Genomic DNA, 24,075 nt, shown 5'->3' with positions numbered 1-24,075 from the left:
GCGGATGCGGTGCTTGCATCAGCACTATCAGTGGAAATGAGCGATATGAACGACGTCAGGATGCTTTATCGTTTTGATTAATTTCATCCATGGCGTCAGTATCGAGATGGGCAATGTCTCCCCACTGGATCAGTTGCAAAGCATTATCTTTGTACTTAAAGCGGTTAATGCTTGCGTTGTAAATCGTCACCTCACGCGGAGCATTCAACGGTAATCCTTTAGCTGCACGATACGCGCATTCGAGTACCCCACCGTGGGCGACCAGGGCGATTTTTTTTCCTTCGAATTGTTTTGCGTAGTGCTCAATGTGCTCGATGATACGTTGATGAAACTGACGTGTCGTCTCACCTTTATTTTCCCCTGGAGGAAATTCTGCGTCAGGATCATGCGATTTCCAGGTCGCATAGGCTTCCGGAAAAACATGTGGAATCTCGCTGTACAGTTGTCCTTCAAAGCCGCCATAGCAACGTTCGCGTAAGCCGGCATCGATGCGGGTACTGATGCCTTGCAAGCGCGCGATTTCACCGGCAGTCTGCACTGCCCGTTGTAAATCACTGGAAATGATGGCATCCAGTTTTTCATTTTGCAGCGACCACGCCAGCGCCTTTGCCTGCTGCGTTCCTTGTGCATTCAATGGAATATCAAGGTGGCCCTGCAAGCGTTTAATAGCATTCCAGGCTGTTTCGCCGTGGCGGATAAGGAGAATTTCAGTCATCTGATTTGTGGATAGTTGCAGGCACGTCGAAACGGCTATTGCGTTGTCCTTACGCCGATTTTTTTGTTTCCAGCCAAAATGTGACAGGGCCGTCGTTGGTCAGCGACACTTTCATGTCGGCACCAAAACGGCCAGTCTCGACGGTGCTGTGTTTGCTTTTTGCTTGCCGGACAAAATAGTCGAACAATTGGCGCGCGACATCAGGTGGTGCGGCTGGTGTGAACGAAGGGCGAGTGCCGGCGTTGGTATTGGCCGCCAGCGTGAATTGCGGTACCAGCAATAAGCCGCCCTGCGTATCTGTAATGCTGAGGTTCATTTTTCCAGCATCATCACTGAATACGCGGTAGGTCAGCAGCTTATTGAGTAAGGCATCCGCCTCGGTTTCACTGTCGCCGCGTTCTGCGCAGACCAATACCATTAAGCCTGCCGTGATCGCGCCGGTGGTTTCACCATCGACGACGACACTGGCATGGCTGACGCGTTGCAATAGTGCGATCATGCTGACAAAGTCACGCGGGCAAATTTTCGTTTGCCGACTTGTAATACAAATGTCCCGGCTTCGACTTTCAAGCCTTTGTCACTGAGAACGGTGCCGTCAATACGCACGCCGCCTTGCTCAATCATACGCAAAGCTTCAGAGGTCGATGCACACAGATTTGCCTGTTTCAATAACTGCGCGATGCCTACTGGCGCACCGCTCAGGCTGACTTCCGGCACGTCGTCCGGTATGCCACCTTTCGAGCGGTTAACGAAATCGGACAGTGCATCTTCACCGGCTTGTTTATTATGGAAGCGGGCAACGATCTCCTGCGCCAGCGCAACCTTGATATCGCGTGGATTCTGGCCGTCAGCAACGGCTTTTTTATAGGCAGCAATTTGCTCAATAGAGCAGAACGAAAGCAGGTCGTAATACTTCCACATCATCTCGTCTGAAATACTCATGATCTTGGCGAACATGTTATTTGCCGGTTCCGTGATGGCGATGTAGTTATTTTTCGATTTCGACATCTTTTCAACGCCGTCCAGACCTTCCAGCAGTGGCATGGTCAGAATACATTGTTGCTCTTGTCCGTAATCTTTTTGCAGTTCGCGTCCGACCAGTAAATTGAATTTCTGATCTGTGCCACCGAGTTCGAGGTCGGCATGTAATGCGACGGAATCATAGCCCTGCATCAGCGGATACAGAAACTCGTGTACCGAAATCGGTGTGCCTGCTTTGAAACGTTTGGTGAAGTCATCGCGCTCCATCATGCGGGCCACAGTATATTTTGATGACAACTGAATCATGCCACGCGCACCCAGCGGATCACACCATTCTGAGTTGTAACGGATTTCAGTTTTTGCCGGATCTAATACCAGACTCGCTTGCCGGAAGTAAGTTTTGGCGTTTTCCTCGATCTGCTCACGTGTCAGCGGCGGGCGGGTGATATTGCGTCCGGAAGGATCGCCGATCATCGACGTGAAGTCACCAATCAGAAAGATAACCTGATGGCCTAAATCTTGCAGTTGCCGCAATTTATTCAGAACGACAGTATGACCAAGGTGCAAATCTGGTGCAGTCGGATCCAGCCCCAGTTTGATACGTAAAGGTTTGCCAGTTTGTTCGCTGCGGGCGAGTTTTTGCGCAAATTCGCTTTCGATGAGCAATTCGTCAACGCCACGTTTGGTGACCGCGAGGGCGTGTTGTACGGCATCGGATAGTGGCAAGGCTTTGGCTGGCGTGATGATGCTGGAACTGGAATTGGAATTGTGTGCAGAAGTCATAGGTATTTAAACGAGATTTTTTGTAACATCGCTGGTCAGGGTTCTCATTCTGAATCAATAATCAGCGTTTTGCCAGATTCTGGGTGTCGGTTTAATTTTGCTGGGATCAAGTTTTCTTGCTTTATAATCCAGCCTTGGTTTGTCGCCGATCATATTCTTCGAGCATGTTTTGCTTAGAATATTATTGCTGCAGCGACCCCCGAATTTTCGATAAAAACAGTCAATTTTAACTTATTGCATGCGACCATCAGATAAATTACTTCGTGTGGCTACCGGCAGCTCCAGACTGTTGTTAGGTTCCACCCGCGTTTCCCGTATTGTTTCCGTCACTGCTTTATTCTTCGCTGTCTGCGCTGTAGGTGCGACGGCCGTTGCGCCTCTGGCTCCGGATGCGGCAGATCTGCCGGTAAAAAAAATTACCAAAGAATTGCCTTTACCCAGCCTTGATGAACAAGTCGCTGCATTGACCAATGTTGATCAGCAGTATGTTCGCGAAGAGATAGTCCGTCGTGGCGACACGCTCAGTGGCTTATTGTTGCGCCTGGGCGTGGATGACGCTGACGCGAATACTTTCATTAAAACCGATAATGTGGCGCGCAGCTTGTTGCAACTGCGTACCGACAAGTCCGTTCGCGTCAAAACGAATGAAGACGGCGAGCTGGAATGGTTGCAGACGACAGTCGTGGACGGTACAGATAAGCCCGCCCGGAATATCGAAGTCAAACGCGATGCTTCGGGGCATTTCGTGGCAACCGACGCGCCTGCTGCGCTGGAGCGTCGCGTTGAAATGACCTCCGGCAATATCGTTTCCTCGCTGTTTGCAGCGACGGATGAGGCGAATATTGCTGATAATGTGGCGTCGCAGATTGTCAGTATGTTTGAAACGAACATTGATTTTCGCAAGCTGCAACGCGGAGATCAGTTTAATGTGGTCTATGAAAGTTTCTGGCAAAACGGCCAACTTGTGAAAACTGGCCGGGTACTCGCAGGTGAATTCACTAATGCCGGAAAAACTTACCAATCTGTGTGGTTTGATGAAGCCGGTGGTCAGGGTGGTTATTACACTTTCGACGGTAAGTCTCTCAAAAAATCTTTCCTCAAATCTCCGTTGGAATTTACCCGTATCTCTTCGGGATTCTCGATGCGCGTACACCCGATTTCAGGTCAGTGGAAAGCGCATAAAGGCGTCGATTTTGCCGCCGTGACAGGAACACCGATTCGTGCGACTGCGGATGGTATTGTGGATTCTGTTGGACCAAGCAATGGTTACGGTAATCTGGTGGTGGTGAAACATCATTCCAATTACAGCACAGCCTATGCGCATATGAGCCGTTTCGCGGCTGGCATACATAAAGGCAGCCGTGTTAGTCAGGGTGAAGTCATCGGCTATGTCGGCTCAACTGGCTGGGCAACGGGTCCTCATCTGCATTATGAGTTCCGTGTGAATAATGAGGCACGCGATCCTATGGGCATCAGCTTGCCAGAGGCTCCGCCATTGGCAGGAAACGATATGCCGCGTTTCAAAGTAGTTGCTGCTGAAATGCACCACCGCTTCAATTTGCTGCGTCCTGAACGTTTAGCGGAAACGATGAAACTGGCATCCCGTTAAAGCGATAAGCTCAATACAGGCCGAACATTGCGTTCGGCCTTTTTCATTTTAGTGATGTGCATATGCAGAATACTTCTTTGTATATTGGTTTAATGTCTGGCACTAGCCTTGACGGTGTGGATGGGGTGCTTGTGCGCCTACCTGAAACACCGGGAACGCCTGTGGAGTTACTTGCCAGTGCTTACCTTCCATTTTCAGCAGAGATACGACAGCAGGCAATGATGTTGCAGAGTACTTGTAATGATGAACTGCATCAGGAAGCCTTGCTGGCCAACGCGCTGGCGAGAGCCTATGCTGAGTGCGTTCATCTTTTGTCTGAGCAATATCCTCTTCAGGATGTCCGGGCAATCGGTGTACATGGACAAACGATACGGCACCGGCCTGAGCTGGGTTATACCCGTCAAACGAACAACCCCTCTTTATTGGCCGAATTAAGCGGCATTGATGTGATTGCTGATTTCCGCAGTCGTGATATCGCTGCGGGAGGACAAGGCGCACCGCTGGTGCCGGCATTTCATCGTGCCGTATTTGCGGCCGACAATGAATGCAGAGTCGTCGCCAATATCGGCGGCATCAGTAATATCAGTATTCTTGGCGCGGATGGCAGCACGACTGGTTTTGATACCGGGCCAGGCAATGTGCTGATGGATTACTGGATACATCTGCATCAGGCAAAAAACTATGATGCCGACGGTGCCTGGGCATCGCAAGGCGAAGTGAATTCAGCGTTGCTTCAGAAACTCATGGCTGAGCCTTATTTACATCTGACTCCACCCAAAAGCACGGGACGTGATCTGTTTCATCCCGCATGGTTGCAACAGCAATTACAGGGATTTGAAACCGTATCCGCTGCCGATGTACAGGCGACATTGTGCGCTTACACCGCGATGAGTCTGGCGCAGGCGATTTACGCTTACGGCGGACAGCAGGCAAAGGCCGTTTATGTGTGCGGCGGCGGTGCGTTTAACCGTCGTCTGATGCTGATGTTGCAGACTTTTTTGTTTGAGGCCGGATCGTCCGCGCTGGTGTGCAGCACGGATGCGCTCGGTGTCGCACCGGAACAAGTAGAAGCGATGGCGTTCGCTTGGCTGGCGCAACAATTCTGTCTGCGCCGTCCGGGTAATCTGCCGGTAGTCACTGGCGCCAAAGGCCCGCGAATTATTGGTGCGCTGTATCCAGCATAAATTGCGTACACTCTGACCCCTATTTGATTTTTTTCTCGCTATGAAAAGAGATATCGCATGATTCAACTGATCTACGTCGCTGACCCTATGTGTTCATGGTGCTATGGTTTTGGTCCGGAGTTGCAAGCCTTGCTGGAACTGATGCCGGAGGCGAATCTGGATATCGTCGTCGGTGGCTTGCGCGCCTATAACCAGGAGATCATGGGTGAGGAACAACGACAAACCATACGCGGTCACTGGATGCATGTCGCCGAAGCCACCGGTCTGCCGTTTGCCGCAACAGGGATGACGCAAGAGGGATTTAAATACGATACTGAGCCTGCATGCCGTGCAGTTGTGGCGACCAAAATGCTGGCGGATCACCTTGCGCCAGAACAGCTGTTATCGGTCTTTCGCGCTATTCAACATGCGTTTTATGCCGAAGGCAAAGACGTAACCGATTTACATATTCTTTCGGATGTTGCGGTCAATGCCCTGAATGGGATGGACGGTGAAGATAGTTTTGATGCGTCCAGTTTTTATGAAACACTCGTGTCACCGATGTGCATGGCGGACACGCGGCAGGAATTTGAGCAATGCCAGCGCTGGGGAATACGCGGCTTCCCCGCACTGTTATTGGTTCACGACAATGCCTTGCACATGATTGCATCCGGCTTCACGAAAACAGCGGAATTAGTTTCCGCGATTCAGGAAATACAAAAAATATGAATACCTCATTGATTTCCCCACGTATTCAGATTGCCCCCGGTGGTCCGGAATTTTCCCGTATCGTTCTTGGTCTGTGGCGACTGGCGAGTTGGCAAAAAACACCGCAAGAACGGGTCAGCTTTTTGCAAGAGGCGCTGGAACTCGGTATTACAACCATAGATCAGGCGGATATTTATGGCGATTACCAGAGTGAACGCCTGCTCGGAGAGGCGTTGCATATAGCGCCTGAATTAAAAAAAGAATTTCAGTTCGTGAGTAAGTGCGGTATCAAACTGGTGTCGCAGCATCGCCCTGAACATCATCTTCAGCACTACGATACCAGTCGCCAGCACATCATTGCTTCTGCCGAAAATTCTTTGCGGGCAATGCAGATTGATCGTCTGGATCTGCTGTTGATTCATCGTCCTGATCCTTTGATGGATGCCGATGAAATCGCTGAGGCATTTCAGCATTTACAGCAGAGTGGCAAGGTCGCGCATTTCGGCGTGTCGAATTTTACGTCGTCGCAATTTGATTTACTGGCATCACGTTTTCCATTGGTCACAAATCAGGTCGAACTCTCGCTGTTGCATCTGTCGCCTTTGCATGACGGCACACTGGATTTGTGCCAACGATTGCGCATTGCGCCGATGATCTGGTCGGCATTGGGTGGCGGTGCTTTATTATCGGATGCCACAGCGAATGCTGATGTGCAGCGTGTCCGCGTCGCTTTGGGTCAGGTTGCCGCAGAACTTCAGGTGCCTCTGGCAACGGTTGCGATTGCCTGGGTATTACTACATCCGTCCAAGCCGATGGTGCTGACTGGATCTGGGCGTACGCCGGCATTGCGTGAAGCTGTTCTTGCATGTAGCCAGACATTGAGCCGTGAGCAATGGTTTTCTCTCTGGTGTGCCGCAGCTGGAAAAGGAGTTGACTGATCTTGGCCGACGCCCTGTCTGCAAGGGATGTAGCCTTGATAAAGATTTTATTTTGACTGTTCCGTATCAATTGATAACGTGGCAGCGCCAGGCCGGCGCTGCACGCATTAATCCTTAAAGACAGACTGCATCCATTCGATGAACAGTGCTACTTCCGGTCTCAGGCTTGGCTGTGCTTCGTGTACCAGATGATAGGCGTGCGGCGGCGTTGCCAGTTGTGTGTCAAACAGGCGAATGACTTCTCCGTTGTCTATCATTTCCTGCGCAAAGTGTTGGCGTGTTAAACCAACACCATGACCATGTTTAATCGCCTCGAGTAATAAGCCCAGATCATCAACGCGTAATCCATGCGTTGGTTCTGCCCAATCTAAACCGGCGACTTCAAACCAGGGTTGCCATGGTTCCAGCGCTGAGCGGAGCAAACAGGCATGGCGTAAATCGGCTGGTGTATTTATCTTTGGAATCGTCTTCAGATAAGCCGGGCTGGCAACAGCAAAACTTGGTTCGATAAACAGTTTTTTAGTGACGAGATTCGGATATTCTCCCGCGCCGAATCTGACCTCGACATCACTTTCTGAGAGGCTGAGATCGTATAAGGGAACAAACAGATAGACTTCCACTTCGATGTCAGGATGTTTGCTGGTGAATTCTGCCAGACGTGGCATGAACATGTAGCGGGCAAACGTTGGCGGCACTGTAACTTTGACGCGCATCTGATTTTGCGTTGCTTTGTTGGGCAACGGAAAATCAGACAAAGTGCGCAACACATTCCGCACCACGTCAAGATAGCGACGACCGAATTCAGTCAGTGTGACGCTGCGGCCTTCTCTGACAAACACACGTTCGCACAAATGTTCTTCGAGTAAACGTATGCGGTGGGAAAGCGCGGAAGGTGTGATGCACAGCTCTTCTGCTGCAACGGCAAATGATCCAAAGCGGGCGGCCGCTTCAAAAGCGGAAAGAGCGTGAACCGGAGGTAATCTTGTAGCCATTCTGTATCCTGATTATTCTTCATCCCATGCGCTCAGTGGCGCACATGCATGCAGTGTGTCTCGTTTATTGGCATAGCGAAGGCGGCGCGAATAGCCGCTAATCCACCATTATGACGCGCATTTCTGACAGCAGCCTTATAAGCCTCTCAGCATTGCAGTTATTAAGTACACCCGGATCTGGCCTACGATAACGCTGGTTTTTTATTTTATGCTGGTAAGCAGCATATTCAATGGTGTCTATTATGATGCGTTCCTGACGTTTTTGGCTTATGCTCTGCGACTTCTGTCCGAATTATATGAGCTATGGGTAACCGACTTTCAAAAATTGCGACACGTACCGGCGATGCTGGCACCACTGGTCTGGGTGACGGCAGTCGTGTCGATAAAGACGCGTTACGGGTGCACGCGATGGGTGATGTGGATGAACTGAATTCACATATCGGCGTCTTGTTGTGTGAAAACTTATCGCCGCAGTTGCGGCATGAGCTGATCTCTATTCAGCATGATTTATTTGATATGGGCGGCGAGTTGTGCATCCCCGGCTATAGCCTGATTACTGAGACGCAGGTCGCACGTCTGGATGCTTTGCTGGAAAAATATAACGCTGATTTACCACCATTGCGGGACTTTATTCTGCCCGGGGGAAACCGGCCAGCTGCGCTGGCACATGTGTGCCGCACCGTTTGCCGGCGCGCTGAACGGGCGATTGTGAGTGTCGGGAAAAATGAAGCCATCAATGATCATCCGCGTCAGTATATGAATCGTCTGTCTGATTTGCTGTTCGTTTTATCGCGGGTTTTGAATCGGGTTGATGGCGGCAGCGATGTTCTGTGGGAAAAAGAACGCGAGCGCTGATTACTGCCGTACCGTGTGATGCGCAGTGTTACTTTTTGGGGTGTTGATGGCGCTCTAACAAGCGCGACAGTGCCGCAAGCAGATCCGTGTTCTGGGATGTGTTTTCCAGATTCTGTTCCAGGGTGCTGAATGCCTGCAGTGCTTTGCCTGAGAGTGCGAGTTGTTTCACAGGCGGGGCTTTTTCTACCACCCGCTTTACTTGTACTTTGATGCGGACTGCGTTAATCTGCCAGCCCCGCTCTTGCAAGCTGCTCAGCAATTTCGGGCATTGTTGTTTCAGTTTGGTTGCTAATGCCGCATTCGGCGCAGACAGCGTCAGCAGACCATCTGCCAGTTGCATGACTTCACAGGTATCAAATATCGGCGGCAAAATCGCACCGCAATCTTTTTGCAGCGACAAATGACGTTGTATCGTAGGTAGCAGCGGCGAAATTTTATCGTTGCTACGCAAAAAATCGCCAGCGCCAGTGGCACCCATAACCGGGCGTCCGCGCTTGATATTGATTCGGTACGGAGGTCGCGATGGTGTGAATGGTGTTGACATGGGCAGCACATTACCACAAACCGGGCGGCGTTACAGCCGCATTCCACAGAGTTTTTAAGGGGTAGTATTGATGCAAATTATATTAATGCACTCCCGCTTTACCCAAGCGAAATCGGTGACCTTGTCGTCACATCATGTAGTGCTGGCGATACTGGGTTTTATGCTCATCACGATTATTTGCGGTGCGCTGATGGCGGCGCTCACATTCCGGTTGGCGAGTGCCGATTTACCTTTCTTGCGAAATATCCTGCCCGCCAGCGCCGCCCTGCCAAACGATCCGAATGCGAAAGACCGCTATGTCAAAGAAAACCTGGCGGCAATGGCGGTCAAGCTGGGTGAAATGCAGGCGCAATTGATACGGCTCGACGCCTTGGGCGAGCGTGTGCAAGGATTGGCGGGCGTCAAACCTGAGGAGTTTAATTTCAAGGAGCTGCCAGCGCGCGGCGGCCCGGAAATTTCCAGCGCACCTTCACATGAACTGAATATGGAAGAGTTTCAGGCAGCGCTGGACGCTCTTGAGAAGGACGTTGAGCATCGCTCCGATTATATGAATGTTGTCGAAACAAAGCTGATGGGTTTCAAGATACAGTCAAAAATGTTGCCGACGATACAGCCTGTGAATGTTGCGTATAACGCCTCCGGATTTGGCTGGCGCCTTGATCCGTTTACCGGGCGCAGCGCATTCCATGAAGGCATCGATTTTTCAGCCCCGACCGGAACGCCGATTCAGGCTGCCGCTGGCGGCGTGGTGATTGCCGCTGAGTATCATCCGCAATTTGGCAATATGCTGGAAATTGATCACGGCGGTGAGCTGATCACCCGTTATGCGCATACCTCCAAAATTTATGTGAAGCTCGGTGATATCGTCAAGCGCGGGCAGCATATTGCCGATATAGGCTCAACTGGCCGCTCAACCGGCGCCCACCTGCATTTCGAGGTGCGGGTCAAGGACGTACCGCAAAATCCGCATAAATTCCTGTCCGCCGGAGCCAATCAGGCCAGTCTTTCCGCTTTGAATCAAAAATAGGCTTGAGTTTGTCCAAATAGCCACCAACTCGTACCAATGCGTCAAGGTTTAGGCAGTGATTTGCTGGTCAAGCCGTTCCCGCGTGGTAAAATCGTGAGTTATCCCATATTGTTGCTGTGCAAGCAAGTTTTTGCTGCGGCTTTTTTCAGAATTTAACTTTTCGTTCATAGCATGTCATTCCTGACCAAGATATTCGGCAGCCGCAATCAGCGGCTTTTGAAGCAATACCAAAAGACGGTGCGTGAGATCAACGCATTGGAACCTCAGCTGGAAACTCTGTCGGACGAGGCTTTACAAGCCAAGACTGCTGAATTTAAAGCCCGTGTCGCGAAAGGGGAAACCTTAGACAGTTTGCTGGTAGAAGCATTTGCGGTGTGCCGCGAAGCCAGTAAGCGCGTCCTGAAAATGCGCCATTTCGATGTGCAGATGATAGGCGGTATGGTTCTGCACTACGGCAAAATTGCAGAGATGGGGACCGGCGAAGGTAAAACCCTGATGGGTACCCTGCCGATTTATCTGAATGCTTTGTCCGGCAAGGGCGTGCATGTGGTGACGGTGAATGATTACCTCGCGCAGCGCGATGCCGAATGGATGGGGCAACTCTATGGCTGGCTGGGATTGACGACCGGTATCAATCTGTCGCAACTCGATCACGATGCCAAGCAGGGCGCGTACGCCTCCGATATCACCTACGGCACGAATAACGAATTCGGTTTCGATTACTTGCGTGACAACATGGTGTTTGAAGCGAAAGAGCGTGTACAACGCGGTCTGAATTTCGCCGTTGTCGATGAGGTCGATTCGATTCTGATCGATGAAGCGCGCACACCTCTGATTATTTCCGGTCAGGCCGAAAATCACACCGAACTGTATTACAAGATTAATGAAGTGCCGAAACTGCTGACTTTGCAGATCGGCGAAGAAACGCCGGATGGCAAAGGTCAGATTGAAGTCCCGGGCGACTACACCAAAGATGAAAAAGCGCATCAGGTCTTGCTGACCGAAGCCGGTCACGACAAGGCAGAAAAAATTCTGACGCAGATGGGCTTATTGCCGGAAGGCGCATCGCTGTATGACGCGGCGCATATCAGCCTGATCCATCATCTGTACGCAGCTTTGCGTGCGCACGCCTTGTATTTCAAAGACCAGCACTATGTGGTGCTGGATGATGAAATCGTCATCGTCGATGAATTCACCGGCCGTATGATGACAGGCCGTCGCTGGTCTGATGGTTTGCATCAGGCGGTTGAAGCGAAAGAGGGCGTGAAGATTCAGAACGAGAATCAGACGCTGGCCTCGATCACTTTCCAGAATTACTTCCGTATGTACACCAAGCTGTCAGGCATGACAGGTACGGCGGATACCGAAGCGTATGAATTCCAGGAAATCTACGGTCTGGAAACAGTCGTGATTCCACCGAATCGTCCTTCGCAACGTAAAGATCGTCAAGATCAGGTCTACAAATCCGCTGACGAGAAATACGGCGCGATGCTGAAAGACATACAGGATTGCTACGAACGTGGTCAGCCTGTGCTGGTCGGTACCACATCGATTGAAAATTCCGAATTGTTATCCGGCATTCTGACCAAGGCCAAATTGCCGCACAACGTGCTGAATGCGAAGCAGCATGCACGTGAAGCGGAAATCGTGGCGCAGGCGGGTCGCCCGAAAGCAATCACGATTGCGACGAACATGGCGGGTCGCGGTACGGATATCGTGCTCGGCGGTAACGTCGCCAAGCAGGTGCAACTGATCGAAGCGAATCCGGCATTGTCGGATGCTGAGAAACAGGCGCAGTCGCAACAATTGCGCGATGAGTGGAAATCACTCAATGAGCAGGTTGTGAATGCCGGTGGTTTGCATATCGTCGGTACCGAGCGTCACGAATCACGCCGTGTTGATAATCAGTTGCGTGGTCGTTCCGGTCGTCAGGGTGATCCTGGCTCCAGCCGTTTCTATCTGTCGCTGGACGATCAGTTACTGCGTATTTTCGCCGGTGACCGTGTACGTGCGATCATGGAACGCCTGAAAATGCCGGAAGGCGAACCGATTGAAGCGGGCATTGTTTCGCGTTCGATAGAATCTGCTCAGCGTAAAGTGGAAGCACGCAATTTCGACGTGCGTAAGCAATTGCTGGAATACGATGACGTTGCCAATGATCAGCGTAAAGTGATTTACCAGCAGCGGAATGAATTGCTCGAAGCGCACGACATGACGGAACTGATGTCGTCGTTGCGTCATGGTATGTTTGCCGATGTAGTGCACATGTATGTGCCGCCGGGTTCGGTCGAAGAACAGTGGGATATTCCAGGTCTGGAAGCTGCGCTGTCGTCTGAATGGGCATTGGATCTGCCGCTGGCCAGCATGGTGGAAAAAGAACCTAATCTGACGGGGGAAGATATTCTTGAGCGCGTGCAGCAAGCCGTGAACGCGAGCTACGAAGAAAAAATTGCCATCGTCGGTAAAGAATCTTTTGCCGGCTTCGAGCGCAGCGTCATGTTGCAAAGCATAGACAGTCACTGGCGCGAACATCTGGCGGCGTTGGATCATCTGCGTCAGGGTATCCATCTGCGTGGCTATGCACAGAAAAATCCTAAGCAAGAATACAAGCGCGAAGCGTTTGAATTATTCTCGCAAATGCTGGATCTGATCAAAAACGACGTGGTTCGCACCGTGGTGACTGTTCGCATCCAGTCGCGTGAAGAGATTGAAGCAGCGGAAGAACAAATGGCGCAATCGCAAGTCGGCAACGTGCATTACCAGCATGCTGACTTTGATGAAAACGCATCACCGGAGGAAATGCTGGCACCATCTGCAGCGACGAATAACGGTGGCCAGCAGGAAATTACTTACGCGTTGAAGGTCGGCCGGAATGATCCTTGCCCTTGCGGCAGCGGTAAAAAATACAAGCAATGCCACGGCAAGCTGGCGTGATGCAAGTCTGACTTTAGTGTCACGAATTGAAAAAGGGATGAAGAAATTCATCCCTTTTTTTATGGGCATTTTCCTGCACGATCAACATCGTGCGGTTTGTCGCCGTAGCGGCTGCGTTTGTCTTGGTCATTGTGGCGGCATCCGTGCCTGCACTGACATAGCTGGTAATCTGGTCTGCAACGGCTTTTTTTTTTGCTCCAAAATGCATTAAAAATACTCCCCCCTAGTATCTTAAAAGCCCCAATGTTTATGCTGAGGTTAAGCCGATTTCTATAAAAACAGGGGGGAGTATGCGTTTTAACCGCTTCTTTTATGAAGAATTGCGCTGATGTCATCCAGATAATCGCCTGACTTTGCAACGATGGATTGCCGCCATGCAGCATCGGAAGACAGTGCCAGTCAGCGCTGGTTTATTGCATACTGCGGGTTCTGCTTTCTAATTTTTGCTTGCTAATCCGGGTCTTGTGATGAATCTGAATCTGAGTGTTGCCGACGGCATGTTCCGTGATGAAGTGCAGGCGTTTTTGGCGCGTGCTTTACCGGCCGATATCCGCGATAAAGTCTTGAATGGCTGGAAGCTGGAGCGTGACGACTATGTACGCTGGCAAAAGATTTTATTCGCGCAAGGCTGGGGCTGCAGTTCCTGGCCGCAGCAGTTTGGTGGCACCGGCTGGACTGCCGTGCAAAAATATCTGTTTGAAGAAGCCTGTGCCGCAGCCGGTGCACCACGCCTGCCGCCATTCGGCATCAAGATGGTGGCGCCGGTGTTGATGGCGTTTGGCTCGCGGGAACAGCAACAACGCTATCTGCCCAAAATTTTGTCGGCGGATGAGTGGTGGTGTCAGGGCTATTCGGAGCCGGGTGCGGGCTCTGATCTGGCGGCAGTCAAAACCAGCGCCGTCAGAATGCGCGATGCCGACGGCGAATATTATCTCGTCAACGGGCAGAAAACCTGGACCACGCTGGCGCAGTATGCCGACTGGATTTTTTGTCTGGTGCGCACCGATAAAGAGGTCAAGCCGCAACGCGGCATTTCTTTTCTGCTGATCGATATGAAATCGCCGGGCATCACGGTGCGCCCGATTATCACGATGGATGGCGCGCACGAAATTAACGAAGTCTGGTTTGATCAGGTTCGGGTGCCGGCAGAAAATCTGGTCGGGCAGGAAAATCAGGGCTGGACGTATGCCAAGTTTTTACTGGGCCATGAGCGCACCAATATCGCCGGAATAGGCATCGCTAAACGTGAACTGGAACGCCTGAAAAAGCTGGCGCTCACTCAATACAAGAATGGCTTGCCCTTGCTCGCGGACCCACAATTTTCGCAGCGCGTGGCGCAGGTGGAAATTGATCTGATGGCGCTGGAAATTACCAACCTGCGCGTGCTGTCAGCAGAAGCCAGCCAGCGCGCGCCGGGGCCGGAAGCATCGATACTGAAAATCAAAGGGACGGAAATTCAGCAAGCCATCAGCGAATTATTGATGCAGGCATTGGGACCGCAGGCGCAGCCATTCCAGCCGGAAACAGCTGTGTACGGATATGACGGCGATGCAGCGAACGATGGCGATGCGCGTTCGTTGGGATCAAATTATTTCAACCTGCGTAAGTTATCGATTTACGGCGGTTCAAACGAGATACAAAAAAATATCATTGCCCAGATGATGATGGGGTTGTAATGTCCCGCGCCGGAAGAGGCGGATGCCGAGGGCATTTGCTTCTGTTATCCGCTTATGTCATCCGTTTTTGTCATTCATTCCCAGTGCTGATTTTGCCGTTCGCTGAACAATAAAATGTCCTACAATGGCGGCTTGATTTCATCGCAAGGAAACTATCATGGCCGTCAATTCTCCCGTCCCTGTCGCTGCTGATCTGAAACCGGTTGCCGGTATTCGTCTGGGGCATGCCGAAGCAGGTATCCGCAAAGCTAACCGCAAAGATGTGCTGGTCATGGAACTGGCACCGACGGCAACTGTGTCCGGCGTCTTCACGACCAACCGTTTTTGCGCCGCGCCGGTACAGGTCTCGAAAGCGCATCTGGAAGGCATGCACATGGCGTCCGCCCCTATTCGTGCACTGGTGGTGAATACCGGCAATGCGAATGCGGGAACCGGCGATGCAGGCTTGGCGGCGGCAAATGCGACTTGTGCTGCGCTGGCGGATTTGCTGGGTTGCGAGGCCGCGCAGATTCTGCCGTTTTCCACCGGCGTGATTCTGGAACCTTTGCCTGTTGATCGTCTGGTGGCCGGTTTGCCGCAAGCGATTGCCAATCTGAAAGAAGACAACTGGTTCTTCGCTGCCGAAGCGATCATGACGACCGATACGCAGCCGAAAGCGGCATCCGCAACCGTAGAGATAGCCGGTAAAACCGTCACCATGACCGGCATCAGTAAAGGCGCCGGTATGATCAAGCCGAATATGGCGACCATGCTGGGCTATCTGGCGTTGGACGCAAAAGTTGCGCAACCCGTACTCGATCATCTGGTCAAGCAGGCCGCTGATAAATCGTTTAACTGCATCACAATTGATGGCGATACCTCCACCAACGATTCGTTCATGCTGATCGCGACCGGTGCGGGCGAACTGGAAGTGAATGAAATCGGTTCACCGGAATACGCGCAACTGGCGAAAGCGGTCATCGATCTGTCGCAAAAACTCGCGCACATGATTATCCGTGACGGTGAAGGTGCGACTAAGTTCATGACGATTGCCGTCGAAGAAGGGCGTGATATTGAAGAGTGCCGCAAAATTGCCTATTCGATTGCCCATTCGCCGTTGGTGAAAACCGCTTTCTTTGCATCTGATCCAAATTTGGGCCGTATCCTCGCGGCGATTGGTTATGCGGGCGTGACCGATCTGGATGTGAGCAAACTGAATCTGTATCTGGATGATGTCTGGGTAGCGAAAAATGGTGGCCGCAATCCTGATTACCGTGAAGAAGACGGGCAGCGCGTGATGAAGCAAAGCGAGATCACCGTCCGCGTTAAGCTTGCACGCGGTAACGCCAGCGCCACGGTCTGGACCTGTGATTTATCGCACGACTACGTATCGATCAATGCCGATTACCGTTCCTGATGTGCTGAACTATGACGCAGCTTGATCAGTTTTTACTCCGTGCCGAACATGTGTTAACCCGGCTGGAAAGTTTGTTGCCGATGGCTACACCAACGCCGGACTGGCAGCTAGGTCATGCGTTTCGCTGGCGTAAACGTGGTGGACAAGGTTATTTGCAAGTTGTCCGCCACGCGTCCGTTATTCGACTCGATGATCTGCACAACATTGCATCGCAAAAGGCGCAAATTGAGCAAAATACGCGGCAGTTTGTACAAGGGCTGCCGGCGAATAACGTCTTGCTGACCGGGGCCAGAGGCACAGGCAAATCTTCGCTGATAAAAGCTTGCCTGCATCAGTTTGCCAATCAGGGCCTGCGTCTGATTGAAGTCGATAAGAGCGATCTGGCTGATCTGGGCGATATCGTTGATCTGATCGCAGAGCGTCCTGAGCGCTTCATCATCTTCTGTGATGACTTATCGTTTGAGGAAGGCGAAGCCGGTTACAAAGCCCTGAAAGTGGCGCTGGACGGCAGCATTGCAACGCAATCAGAGAATGTCCTGATTTATGCGACCTCAAACCGACGCCATCTGTTGCCGGAAAAAATGTCGGATAACAGCAGTTATACGCATGGCGACGATGGTGATCTGCACCCCGGTGAAACGGTGGAAGAAAAAATCTCCTTGTCGGAACGCTTTGGTTTGTGGGTGTCATTTTACCCATTCAAGCAAGACGATTATCTGGACATCGTCGCTCACTGGCTCCGTCATTTTGGTTGCAGTGCCGCGCAGATTGAAGAAGCCCGCGCCGAAGCCCTGCGCTGGGCTTTGCAGCGCGGCTCGCGCTCCGGTCGCGTCGCGTGGCAGTTTGCACGTGACTATGCCGGTAAAGTGACGAAGGTGCCGCATGTCTGAAGTCGCGCCTGTGTCTGTCAAGCCAGTGGATGTGGCGGTTGGTATCTTAATGAAGCCGAACGGTGATGTCTTGCTCGGCCAGCGCCCCGCAGGAAAACCCTACGAAGGATATTGGGAATTCCCCGGCGGCAAAGTGGAAGCGGGTGAATCGATTCTGCATGCGCTGAAACGTGAATTTGTCGAAGAGTTGGGCATTCAGATTCTGAGTGCGGATCCGTGGTGTGGCGTTGAACATGTGTATCCGCATGCCCATGTCCGTCTCCATTTTTACATCTGCCGCGAATGGCAGGGGGAGCCGCAAAGTCTGGAGGGGCAGGCCTTCGCCTGGCAAGGCAGCGTCGGCGTGACACCGCTGTTACCCGCGACAATTCCCCTGCTTGAGTGGCTGGGGTTATTGCAAAACGACCAGATATCCACGCAGGCCGGCTCTCTTTCTTGAAACAATTTTCGACTTCGTAATTGCTTTGCTCTGTATCGTTGATAATGCTTCGACGATGCGGTACGCACGGTGTACCCGACGGAGCAGGCAGGAGCGCTTGCAGGTCAGATGCTTGCTAACATCGTATTCTCACGGGCGGAACCGCAACAGGTTCCGCCTTTTTTATGCCCGCAACGCGCAGAAATGGCTTCTGGCATTAAAAATATACTCCGGGGAGTATATTTAAAAGCCCTTTATTTACAAGGAGATGAAGGTGTTTTTGCCACATACTCCCCTAAAAATGCCTGATTGATCGATGTTTTCAGAGCCGTATACGTTGTATGCCGTTTCGCCCGCAGTAAGCGTTGGGTTGACCAATTAACCTGCGCGGTCAAAGATGGGGACAAGATTAGGGGAGAGTCATGCACAATTGCTACTACGTTCCTGGCTTGATGTCAGACTGGTCTATTTGTGTGAGCAGATTGGTGTTCCACACCGGAACCGCCAAAAAATTCCGTCATCCCAGACCCGGCCGTGCCAGGAAGCTGGGGAGCAACGGAGCAGTGAGCCGACTTAAGGATTTCCGGTCGAACTGCAAATCGCACGCAACTCGCACGCAGCTCGCACAGACTGATTGCATCATCGCAGCGTTTTAGGAAATGAAAATTAAAACGCTACGCTCCTGGAATCGCCTAACTGGGATCAACAGTCTCGGTGTCTGTGCTGGCAGTTGCTGCGTCACATGAACCGTTGTCTGCGAACATTGATGCGGCTTTTTGGATCGCCGTTGCGATTTGCTCTGCGACCGCCTGATCCGGGACAGCACGCGCCAACGTAACACCTCCGACCAGTAGAGATAGCAATACCCACGCATGGGCTGTGCGCTCGGTGTCTGTTTCCCCCGGTAATCCTGCCGCTACCGCTTCCAGTACGCGCAGCAGTTCGGTTTGATAGGCAGCACGAGCGACAGGATCTGAGCGCTCAATCTCGACGGATAAGCTGGGCAAAGTACATGCATCGGCCAAGTCGCATGTTCGCTTACGCCCCATGTAGAATGCGGCGAATGCGCCAATCCAGCCCGCGCCACGTTCCGCACGCACCGCCTCAACCCCAGCCCGGAGTTTTTGCAGATCGTTCACGACCGCCGCCATGAACGCCTCTGCCTTGGAGCTAAAGTGTCCGTAGAACCCCCCATGAGTAACGCCCGCTTCGCGCGCTAACCCATCGACCCCAATTCCGCCGTAACCGTGCTTTCTAAAGCCCCGGCCAGCGGCGTCCACGATCCGTGCCCGGCTTTCTTCTTTATGCCCCTGCGTATACCGCACCATATTGAATTTCCTTAATGTGACGAACGTAATATAATAATTGACGATATTACTATCGTAATGTAATGTGAACATGCTGTCCAACAACCTCTAAGGATATTTGTCATGCCATTACTACGAATCACACACCAGCGCGGAGCCCTGACTGACGCACAAAAAGTGCAACTAGCCGAAGAGTTGACCTCTGCCATTCTTATTGCAGAGGTTGGAGCGGACACTCCTGCCGGCCGAGCACTTGCTTACGTGCTGTTTGACGAGGTGGATCCCAAAACCTCGTGGTTCGTTGGCGGGAAACCTGACACGAGTCCACCCAAGGGCGGTCGTTTCCTGTTTGATATCGTCTATCCCGTGGGCGCCAGTATGCAGGCCGACAAGACCGAACTTCATGCCGCAATCAACCGGATTGTTGCGAAAGTCCTTGACGTCGACGGCAGTTTTCCAAATCGTGCCGGTGATTGGGTATTCGTGCATGAGGTACCGAATGGCAGTTGGGGCGCGAGCGGTCAGACTATAGGAATCCGCGAAATCAACCAAGTCGCAGGCGGTGGCCCTGAACGATCCGAGTATTTCGAACAGCTTCTGACCGCGCAGGAGCGCGTTCGTGAAGCACATGGATTTCCATCAGAAGTTAGCCGCGCCAATTCACAGCGCTTGTTGCTCCAGTCCGGCCATGATCAATCCCAGAACTAGGACGAGTCTATGCATTTATCCAACTATCTTTTCTTTACGACGACATGCGAACAAGCGCTGGATTTCTACACTACGTGCGGGCTTGGCGAAATGACCGAAGTGCTACGATACGGCATTGATGGAATGCCGCTCCCAAACGACACTATGCGCGGTCGTATCATGCATGCGAAGTTCGAGGGCCCGGGTATTTTGTTCTTTGCGTCAGATAACGATGATGCCGAGCCAATGCGTGGTTCCGCGCACATTTTGCAAATGAATGACCGAAATCGAACGGAGCAGCTTTTCGACCAATTGGCAAAGGATGGTAAGGTCACAACGCCACTCGCCACACAGCCCTGGGGTGATTACTTTGGTAAGTTGACAGACCAATTTGGTGTGCAGTGGATGTTGAATTGTTCAGTTTGAGTTGTGCCCGTTCAGCCTTCTGAGTGGCTACAGGCCCGCAATCGGTAACCACAATCAGGCGTAGATTGTCTGGCTCAAGAGAGAGTTAACAAGTTGCGGTAGGGTGATGGGTAGCCGTCGTCTCTACTGCGGCCTCATGATATCGTAATTTATGCTCCGGCCTTGTTGGCCACATATGCTGATTGTCTTTGGCAGCGTCTGTGGATCTATATTGCTATCTTTACTAAAAGAAGCGACGAAAACCAGCGTTCGTTCACCTCATTTATCGCCCTGGACGTGAATTGCTCAATGATTTGCTCCAGCAACTGTCATCAGCTCACGCCAGCAATGCTGGTCAATAAGTGTCAGACCATGCATCGGCCTTTTTCCAGAAATGCGAATTCGAAATAGTTTGAAGAAATTTTGAAATGAATTTAAAAATACCAGTGCAAATATTGCAATAATAATCTTGCGATTATGTTAACTAAAATATTCAATATGAATTGTTGCATGTATGTAGCTATGGTATCGATTGATCAACGCAGTTGCATCATAAATAAACTGGTCAATCTTTGTCGGCACGTAAGGTCAGCTTCACCGGGATACGCACAGTCACTCCATTTTTTTGAGTGGATAACAAGACACTGAGTCAGTTATCCACAAATCTCATTAGGGCGGACAATAATCTCACTTCGTATGTCACTCAACGTTTTTTGGTAAAAAAGGTCGTCGCTCGTTTTTAATTTGGTGCTGTATTAAAATACGTACACTGTATTTATTTATATACGATGTGCCGGTTTTGATACGATTCAGTCTGGCTCTGCATGTGATTCTCGGTAAATGCTGCAAACGGTGTATTGGTTTCAATACACCTGTTTCTGGGTGGTTTTTCGGGCGACAAGCTAAGTCTTTGAATTGATGAGACTAATTCACGTGGCACGGGCATTGCTATGAATACTCATCATTTTCCCGGTAGCGATGGAGTGCTAAGAACATGCAACAAGTAGCTGGAAAGAGTGGCGCGGTACTGCGTATTGATTTGCAGGCGGTGCGGGGTAATTACAGGCTGCTGCGCAGCAAACTCGGCACTGCGCATTGCGGCGCTGCAGTCAAAGCCGATGCTTATGGGCTGGGTGCCATTCCGGTCGCGCAGGTGTTGTTCGATGAAGGTTGCCGGCATTTTTTTGTCGCGCACCTTGAAGAGGCTATCAGCTTACGTCCACATTTACCTGAGACGGCTGAGATTATTGTGATGCACGGTTCGCCCGTCGGCTATGAGGCTGAATTTCTGGCGCATCGTTGCATGCCGGTGCTGAACAGCCTCGAACAGATTCAGGCGTGGCGTAATCTGGCTGCGGCAAAACAAACCGCGTTACCTGCGATTATCCAGTTTGATACTGGCATGGCGCGCATGGGCTTGTCTGCTGCTGAAGTGGCGGAATGGCGCGCTGATCCTGATTTTATTCGGGGTATTGATGTGCGATATGTGATGAGCCATCTGGCCTGCGCTGAAGACCAGAGTAATCCTATGAATCGTCAGCAACTTCAACGTTTTCAGCAGATTCGTCAATTGCTTCCTTCTGCGGGCGGTAGTCTGGCAAATTCTTCGGGCATTTTTCTGGGGCCTGATTTCCACTTCGATCTGGCGCGCCCCGGTGCGGCTTTGTACGGTATCGCCCCGGTTGCCGGGCAGGAAAATCCTTTATTCCCAGTGGCGTACTTGCAAGGTCGCATCATTCAGACCCGCGAAATCTCTGCCGGTACTACTGTCGGTTATGGCGCGACATGGCAGGCCAACGAAACGACACGCATTGCGACGGTGGCGGTCGGTTATGCCGATGGCTGGATGCGCAGTCTGAGCAACCGGGGTATCGCACAGATCGCCGGGCGCGATGTGCCTATGGTGGGTAAGGTATCGATGGATACGATCACGCTGGATGTGACGCACATCGCCAGCGAGCATTTGCAGCCAGGGGAATTGGTGGATTTAATTTCCGCAACCAATACCGTAGATGCGGTGGCCGGTAAAGCGTCCACCATTGCTTACGAAATTCTGACCAGTCTTGGCGCGCGTTATCAGCGCGAGTATACGGACGGCAAACCAGACGGCAAACAATAGACGAACAATAGACGAACAACGCATCCGCGCTTAATTCAGTATTCAGTATCCAGGAGAAATAATATGAAAGTAGTGATCCTCGGCTCCGGCGTCATCGGCACCACCTCCGCCTATTTTCTGGCTAAAGCCGGGCATGAAGTCACGGTGATCGACCGTCAGCCAGCTGCAGCGCTGGAAACCAGTTATGGGAATGCTGGTGAAGTATCGCCAGGTTATTCGTCACCATGGGCCGGACCGGGCGTGCCGCTAAAAGCCATCAAATGGCTGATGATGAAACACAGCCCGCTGGCGATTCAGCCCACGCTGGATCTGAATACCTGGCGCTGGGTCATGCAGATGCTGATGAATTGCACCAACGCACGCTATGAAGTGAATAAAGGCCGAATGTTGCGCATGGCAGAATACAGTCGCGATGTATTGCAGCAATTACGTGCTGACACTGGCATTTCTTATGATGAGCGCACGCAGGGAACCTTGCAGTTATTCCGGAATCAGGCGCAGCTCGATGGCGCGGCAGCCGATATCGACATTCTGAAACGCTATGATGTTCCTTACGAAACGCTGGATAAAGCGGGTTGTCTGAAAGTCGAGCCAGCATTGGTGAATGTGCAGGAAAAATTTGTCGGTGCCTTGCGTTTGCCGGGCGATGAAACCGGCGATTGCTTCAAGTTCACACAAAATCTGGCGAAGCTGGCAGAAGGCCTTGGGGTACAGTTTAAGTATGGCGTGACGATACAGAAACTGGTACACGAGGGCGACGAGATTACTTCCGTCATCACATCGGAAGGTGAATTCAAGGCCGACCGTTATGTGCTGGCGCTGGGAAGTTACTCGCCTTTCCTGTTGCGCGATCTGGGCATCAAAATTCCGGTGTATCCGATTAAAGGATATTCGATTACGGTACCGATCACCGATGCGACACGTGCGCCTGAATCCACAGTCATGGATGAAACTTATAAGATTGCGATTACCCGTCTTGGTGATCGCATCCGGGTTGGTGGAACGGCTGAGATTGCCGGTTATAACCTCGATCTGCGCAAAGAGCGACGCGATACCTTGGAGTTCTCTGTCAACGATTTATTCCCGGGTGGTGGCGATGTCAGTCAGGCAGAATTCTGGACTGGTTTGCGGCCGATGACACCGGACGGCACACCTATCGTTGGCCCTACACCTTACCGTAATTTATTCCTGAATACAGGTCATGGCACGCTGGGCTGGACGATGTCATGTGGTTCCGGCCAGTTCATCGCTGACATCGTTTCGGGCAAGCGTCCGGCGATTTCTACCGAAGGTTTGTTCATGGATCGTTATGGCAGCGTTAATCGTCCTGTTGTAATGCCTCAGGAATTGGTATGAGTCAGTTTGAGCAATTGCTGTCATCCACGCAGATATTTGCAGATGCGAATCTGAATACGCGTTTTTATACGGCAATTGAACTGCTGGCACAGATCATGATGGAGATGCCGAGAGCAACGAACATTAGCAGTCTGGTGGAAACGACGGGAAAATCACCGCGGCTGATCCGTTCTATTCTCTCGACTTTGAGTCAGAATGGCCTGGTCGGGCGTGATAGCAAAGAGAAAGATGCCTGGCATTGTCGTGACTGCAGCAGCATCTTTACACTGGCGGATGTTTATCGTTGCTTTGTTGAGGCTGAAGAGCGCGCTTTGAAAGGCGCAAGCAATGACTGCAGTCTTGTCGGTGACGAACCGCGATCTGGCCGGAACTCGAGCCAGCAGAGCGTGGATCTGTTACTGATCCAGGTCAGAATGACGGTGAACCGAGCCGTGCTGGAGCAACTCGAGCAATTTGATCTGGGACGCTTGCGCGGTCTGGCGGCAACAAATAGTTTTCGCAGTCACTACGCGCGCCCACGCGACTACATTCCCGAGCCGCATTGATTTTCCACCACATTCATTCATCAACTC

The 24,075-nt window shown here is 51.6% G+C and carries 23 protein-coding genes; 17 read left to right on the top strand and 6 right to left on the bottom strand.

What is annotated here, in order from left to right:
- Positions 1-55 precede the first annotated feature (55 nt).
- The 3 genes from Undi14_RS07640 to tyrS are packed head-to-tail and all read right to left on the bottom strand — an operon-like array spanning position 56 to position 2,479.
- Positions 56-715: a histidine phosphatase family protein gene (locus Undi14_RS07640; protein WP_200179135.1), complete on the bottom strand. Its 660-nt coding sequence runs from the start codon at positions 713-715 to the stop codon at positions 56-58.
- 49 nt (positions 716-764) lie between these two features.
- Positions 765-1,214, bottom strand: coding sequence for a D-aminoacyl-tRNA deacylase (dtd, locus tag Undi14_RS07635; protein ID WP_186897093.1), 450 nt, complete (start codon positions 1,212-1,214; stop codon positions 765-767).
- Entirely contained in the window at positions 1,211-2,479 is a 1,269-nt protein-coding gene (gene tyrS / locus Undi14_RS07630) for a tyrosine--tRNA ligase (protein ID WP_200179133.1), read from the bottom strand. The genes dtd and tyrS overlap by 4 nt, the downstream gene beginning before the upstream one ends.
- Positions 2,480-2,717: 238 nt before the next feature.
- Here tyrS and Undi14_RS07625 point away from each other — a divergent pair, with 238 nt between their 5' ends.
- From Undi14_RS07625 to Undi14_RS07610, 4 genes are all read left to right on the top strand, one after another.
- Positions 2,718-4,088, top strand: coding sequence for a peptidoglycan DD-metalloendopeptidase family protein (locus tag Undi14_RS07625; protein ID WP_200179131.1), 1,371 nt, complete (start codon positions 2,718-2,720; stop codon positions 4,086-4,088).
- A 62-nt stretch (positions 4,089-4,150) separates the two neighbouring features.
- Positions 4,151-5,272, top strand: a complete 1,122-nt coding sequence (locus tag Undi14_RS07620) for an anhydro-N-acetylmuramic acid kinase (RefSeq protein ID WP_200179129.1) — start codon at positions 4,151-4,153, stop codon at positions 5,270-5,272.
- Between the two features lie 57 nt (positions 5,273-5,329).
- Positions 5,330-5,980, top strand: coding sequence for a DsbA family protein (locus Undi14_RS07615; RefSeq protein ID WP_200179126.1), 651 nt, complete (start codon positions 5,330-5,332; stop codon positions 5,978-5,980).
- Complete coding sequence (locus tag Undi14_RS07610) at positions 5,977-6,897, top strand: aldo/keto reductase family oxidoreductase (RefSeq protein ID WP_200179119.1); 921 nt, start codon at positions 5,977-5,979, stop codon at positions 6,895-6,897. The genes Undi14_RS07615 and Undi14_RS07610 overlap by 4 nt, the downstream gene beginning before the upstream one ends.
- 107 nt (positions 6,898-7,004) lie before the next feature.
- On the opposite strand, the gene Undi14_RS07605 is transcribed toward Undi14_RS07610, so the two are convergent.
- Positions 7,005-7,889 carry a LysR substrate-binding domain-containing protein gene (locus tag Undi14_RS07605; protein ID WP_190478935.1) on the bottom strand — a complete coding sequence of 295 codons (885 nt, stop codon included), beginning with the start codon at positions 7,887-7,889 and terminating at the stop codon, positions 7,005-7,007.
- Positions 7,890-8,192: 303 nt separating this feature from the next.
- Between Undi14_RS07605 and Undi14_RS07600 the strand changes: the two genes are divergently transcribed.
- The gene (locus tag Undi14_RS07600; protein ID WP_190478937.1) at positions 8,193-8,744 is read left to right on the top strand and encodes a cob(I)yrinic acid a,c-diamide adenosyltransferase; all 552 of its coding nucleotides are present in this window, start codon (positions 8,193-8,195) and stop codon (positions 8,742-8,744) included.
- A 28-nt stretch (positions 8,745-8,772) separates the two neighbouring features.
- On the opposite strand, the gene Undi14_RS07595 is transcribed toward Undi14_RS07600, so the two are convergent.
- Positions 8,773-9,288, bottom strand: a complete 516-nt coding sequence (locus tag Undi14_RS07595) for a DciA family protein (RefSeq protein WP_200179117.1) — start codon at positions 9,286-9,288, stop codon at positions 8,773-8,775.
- A 70-nt stretch (positions 9,289-9,358) separates the two neighbouring features.
- Between Undi14_RS07595 and Undi14_RS07590 the strand changes: the two genes are divergently transcribed.
- The 7 genes from Undi14_RS07590 to Undi14_RS18190 all read left to right on the top strand — a co-directional run bounded on the left by Undi14_RS07590 (position 9,359) and on the right by Undi14_RS18190 (position 17,938).
- Entirely contained in the window at positions 9,359-10,315 is a 957-nt protein-coding gene (locus Undi14_RS07590) for a M23 family metallopeptidase (protein WP_186897085.1), read from the top strand.
- A 171-nt stretch (positions 10,316-10,486) separates the two neighbouring features.
- Positions 10,487-13,249: a preprotein translocase subunit SecA gene (secA, locus tag Undi14_RS07585; RefSeq protein WP_200179109.1), complete on the top strand. Its 2,763-nt coding sequence runs from the start codon at positions 10,487-10,489 to the stop codon at positions 13,247-13,249.
- Between the two features lie 467 nt (positions 13,250-13,716).
- Complete coding sequence (locus Undi14_RS07580) at positions 13,717-14,925, top strand: acyl-CoA dehydrogenase family protein (protein WP_200179105.1); 1,209 nt, start codon at positions 13,717-13,719, stop codon at positions 14,923-14,925.
- A gap of 157 nt (positions 14,926-15,082) precedes the next feature.
- Entirely contained in the window at positions 15,083-16,321 is a 1,239-nt protein-coding gene (argJ, locus tag Undi14_RS07575) for a bifunctional glutamate N-acetyltransferase/amino-acid acetyltransferase ArgJ (protein WP_200179104.1), read from the top strand.
- Between the two features lie 11 nt (positions 16,322-16,332).
- Entirely contained in the window at positions 16,333-17,211 is an 879-nt protein-coding gene (locus Undi14_RS07570) for an ATP-binding protein (protein WP_200179102.1), read from the top strand.
- Complete coding sequence (locus Undi14_RS07565) at positions 17,204-17,650, top strand: NUDIX domain-containing protein (RefSeq protein ID WP_200179100.1); 447 nt, start codon at positions 17,204-17,206, stop codon at positions 17,648-17,650. The genes Undi14_RS07570 and Undi14_RS07565 overlap by 8 nt, the downstream gene beginning before the upstream one ends.
- 108 nt (positions 17,651-17,758) lie before the next feature.
- Complete coding sequence (locus Undi14_RS18190; protein WP_234030466.1) at positions 17,759-17,938, top strand: hypothetical protein; 180 nt, start codon at positions 17,759-17,761, stop codon at positions 17,936-17,938.
- 383 nt (positions 17,939-18,321) lie between these two features.
- Here the strand turns inward: Undi14_RS18190 and Undi14_RS07560 are convergent, their stop codons facing one another.
- Positions 18,322-18,909 carry a TetR/AcrR family transcriptional regulator gene (locus Undi14_RS07560; protein ID WP_370589904.1) on the bottom strand — a complete coding sequence of 196 codons (588 nt, stop codon included), beginning with the start codon at positions 18,907-18,909 and terminating at the stop codon, positions 18,322-18,324.
- Positions 18,910-19,059: 150 nt separating this feature from the next.
- Here Undi14_RS07560 and Undi14_RS07555 point away from each other — a divergent pair, with 150 nt between their 5' ends.
- The 5 genes from Undi14_RS07555 to Undi14_RS07535 all read left to right on the top strand — a co-directional run bounded on the left by Undi14_RS07555 (position 19,060) and on the right by Undi14_RS07535 (position 24,048).
- The gene (locus Undi14_RS07555; protein ID WP_200179099.1) at positions 19,060-19,644 is read left to right on the top strand and encodes a tautomerase family protein; all 585 of its coding nucleotides are present in this window, start codon (positions 19,060-19,062) and stop codon (positions 19,642-19,644) included.
- Positions 19,645-19,653: 9 nt separating this feature from the next.
- Positions 19,654-20,049 carry a VOC family protein gene (locus Undi14_RS07550; protein ID WP_200179098.1) on the top strand — a complete coding sequence of 132 codons (396 nt, stop codon included), beginning with the start codon at positions 19,654-19,656 and terminating at the stop codon, positions 20,047-20,049.
- Positions 20,050-21,022: 973 nt separating this feature from the next.
- On the top strand, positions 21,023-22,147 hold the full coding sequence (gene alr / locus Undi14_RS07545; RefSeq protein ID WP_200179097.1) for an alanine racemase: 1,125 nt from the start codon (positions 21,023-21,025) through the stop codon (positions 22,145-22,147).
- Between the two features lie 63 nt (positions 22,148-22,210).
- A complete protein-coding gene (locus tag Undi14_RS07540) occupies positions 22,211-23,503 on the top strand; it encodes a D-amino acid dehydrogenase (RefSeq protein WP_186882801.1) in 1,293 nt (430 codons plus the stop codon).
- Complete coding sequence (locus Undi14_RS07535) at positions 23,500-24,048, top strand: hypothetical protein (protein ID WP_200179096.1); 549 nt, start codon at positions 23,500-23,502, stop codon at positions 24,046-24,048. The genes Undi14_RS07540 and Undi14_RS07535 overlap by 4 nt, the downstream gene beginning before the upstream one ends.
- The last annotated feature ends 27 nt before the right edge of the window (positions 24,049-24,075 follow it).

It is taken from the genome of Undibacterium sp. 14-3-2, assembly GCF_016595265.1.
Lineage (GTDB): Bacteria > Pseudomonadota > Gammaproteobacteria > Burkholderiales > Burkholderiaceae_D > Undibacterium > Undibacterium aquatile.
Note: the sequence above shows the minus strand (reverse complement) of the source record. Positions and strands in the feature narration are given on the sequence as shown.

Excerpts from the sequence above, each read along its gene's own strand:
- Undi14_RS07580 (WP_200179105.1), top strand. The coding sequence starts at position 13,717 with ATGAATCTGAATCTGAGTGTTGCCGACGGCATGTTCCGTGATGAAGTG.
- Undi14_RS18190 (WP_234030466.1), top strand. The coding sequence starts at position 17,759 with ATGCTTGCTAACATCGTATTCTCACGGGCGGAACCGCAACAGGTTCCG.
- Undi14_RS07640 (WP_200179135.1), bottom strand. The coding sequence starts at position 715 with ATGACTGAAATTCTCCTTATCCGCCACGGCGAAACAGCCTGGAATGCT.
- Undi14_RS07610 (WP_200179119.1), top strand. The coding sequence starts at position 5,977 with ATGAATACCTCATTGATTTCCCCACGTATTCAGATTGCCCCCGGTGGT.
- dtd (WP_186897093.1), bottom strand. The coding sequence starts at position 1,214 with ATGATCGCACTATTGCAACGCGTCAGCCATGCCAGTGTCGTCGTCGAT.
- alr (WP_200179097.1), top strand. The coding sequence starts at position 21,023 with ATGCAACAAGTAGCTGGAAAGAGTGGCGCGGTACTGCGTATTGATTTG.
- Undi14_RS07570 (WP_200179102.1), top strand. The coding sequence starts at position 16,333 with ATGACGCAGCTTGATCAGTTTTTACTCCGTGCCGAACATGTGTTAACC.
- Undi14_RS07620 (WP_200179129.1), top strand. The coding sequence starts at position 4,151 with ATGCAGAATACTTCTTTGTATATTGGTTTAATGTCTGGCACTAGCCTT.
- Undi14_RS07555 (WP_200179099.1), top strand. The coding sequence starts at position 19,060 with ATGCCATTACTACGAATCACACACCAGCGCGGAGCCCTGACTGACGCA.
- Undi14_RS07600 (WP_190478937.1), top strand. The coding sequence starts at position 8,193 with ATGGGTAACCGACTTTCAAAAATTGCGACACGTACCGGCGATGCTGGC.
- Undi14_RS07625 (WP_200179131.1), top strand. The coding sequence starts at position 2,718 with ATGCGACCATCAGATAAATTACTTCGTGTGGCTACCGGCAGCTCCAGA.
- Undi14_RS07565 (WP_200179100.1), top strand. The coding sequence starts at position 17,204 with ATGTCTGAAGTCGCGCCTGTGTCTGTCAAGCCAGTGGATGTGGCGGTT.
- Undi14_RS07540 (WP_186882801.1), top strand. The coding sequence starts at position 22,211 with ATGAAAGTAGTGATCCTCGGCTCCGGCGTCATCGGCACCACCTCCGCC.
- tyrS (WP_200179133.1), bottom strand. The coding sequence starts at position 2,479 with ATGACTTCTGCACACAATTCCAATTCCAGTTCCAGCATCATCACGCCA.
- Undi14_RS07595 (WP_200179117.1), bottom strand. The coding sequence starts at position 9,288 with ATGTCAACACCATTCACACCATCGCGACCTCCGTACCGAATCAATATC.
- argJ (WP_200179104.1), top strand. The coding sequence starts at position 15,083 with ATGGCCGTCAATTCTCCCGTCCCTGTCGCTGCTGATCTGAAACCGGTT.
- Undi14_RS07535 (WP_200179096.1), top strand. The coding sequence starts at position 23,500 with ATGAGTCAGTTTGAGCAATTGCTGTCATCCACGCAGATATTTGCAGAT.
- secA (WP_200179109.1), top strand. The coding sequence starts at position 10,487 with ATGTCATTCCTGACCAAGATATTCGGCAGCCGCAATCAGCGGCTTTTG.
- Undi14_RS07590 (WP_186897085.1), top strand. The coding sequence starts at position 9,359 with ATGCAAATTATATTAATGCACTCCCGCTTTACCCAAGCGAAATCGGTG.
- Undi14_RS07615 (WP_200179126.1), top strand. The coding sequence starts at position 5,330 with ATGATTCAACTGATCTACGTCGCTGACCCTATGTGTTCATGGTGCTAT.
- Undi14_RS07550 (WP_200179098.1), top strand. The coding sequence starts at position 19,654 with ATGCATTTATCCAACTATCTTTTCTTTACGACGACATGCGAACAAGCG.
- Undi14_RS07605 (WP_190478935.1), bottom strand. The coding sequence starts at position 7,889 with ATGGCTACAAGATTACCTCCGGTTCACGCTCTTTCCGCTTTTGAAGCG.